Below are 1089 nucleotides of genomic sequence, written 5' to 3' on the forward strand. Positions count from 1 at the left end.
GGCCTATAGGGCGGCGGGGGCGGGCTTACGGGGACGGGGCACGGGCAGGGCAACCGCAGGAGACAACCGAGGAGACCACCAGAGAGGGCAACCGGAGAAGGCGACGGAGAAGGCGACCGGGGGCGCGTCGTACCGCACCGAACCGGGCGTGGCCTCGGCCGCCGGGCGTGGCCCCTACAGCAGTACGGTGTGGACCATGCGCCCCGACATGCCTGCCGACCACCCCACGGAAGCCGAGCGCCTGCTGCGTACGGCGGCCCAGTACCCCGAGGATCGCGAGCCCCTGCTCCTCCAGGCCGCGGCCCATCTCGAACTGGCCGGCGACCGCGACCGCGCCACCGGCCTGTACGACAGCCTCCTCGCGGGCTCCCCCGACCACCCCCACCTGGTGAAGGCCCTCAAAGCGGCCAACCTCTGGGAGTACGGCCACGAGGCCGAGGCCCGCGCGATCATCGACGGCCTGCGCACCGCCGCCCCGACGGAACCGACGCCCTGGGAGATCGTGGCCGAGACGCTGGAGTCGCACGACGAACTGTCGGCCGCCCACGACGCCTTCACCACGGCCCTGAACCTGCTGCTCACCCCGGGCGAAGAGGTCCCGTACCCGACGCACAGCCTGCTGGTCGGCCGCCACCGCGTGCGCCGCCTGCTGGGCCTGGACCACGACGACTGGGACGCCCTGGCCGACCGCGTCCACCCCTCGCAGGTCCCCCTGGACGAACTGCACGACCCCAAACGCCTCTGGTCACTCGGCTCAGACAACCCGGCCGAACTCCAGGCCGAGATCACCCGCCTCCGCGCCGAACTGGGCTCGTACCGCACGGCGTTGTCCCGCCCGTTCCCCGTCGCGGTCCTGCACTGGCCGGAGCCCGAACTGGCCGAACTGCTCGCCGCCTACCCGGCCCTGACCGCCGAATACCCCTCGCACGAGGCCCACCTGTCCCAACTGGAGGCTTCCCTCCGCGACTTGGCCGCCACGGGCACCCCCAACCTCGGCATCGTCACCGCCACGGTCCCGTCGTACGAAGCCTTCGCGGCCTCGGAACAGTCCTCCCCGGCCAACCCCGACCTGCTCCCCCAATACGCCAC

Annotated in this window: 1 protein-coding gene; it reads left to right on the forward strand. The window is 72.5% G+C overall.

All coding sequences use genetic code 11. The annotated features are described in order from the left end of the window. Positions 1 to 196: 196 nt before the first annotated feature. Positions 197 to 1089: tetratricopeptide repeat protein (locus tag WH07_RS35365; RefSeq protein WP_046509281.1), on the forward strand; the 893-nt coding region annotated here is incomplete at its 3' end.

This window comes from Streptomyces odonnellii, from assembly GCF_000981895.1.
GTDB lineage: Bacteria > Actinomycetota > Actinomycetes > Streptomycetales > Streptomycetaceae > Streptomyces > Streptomyces odonnellii.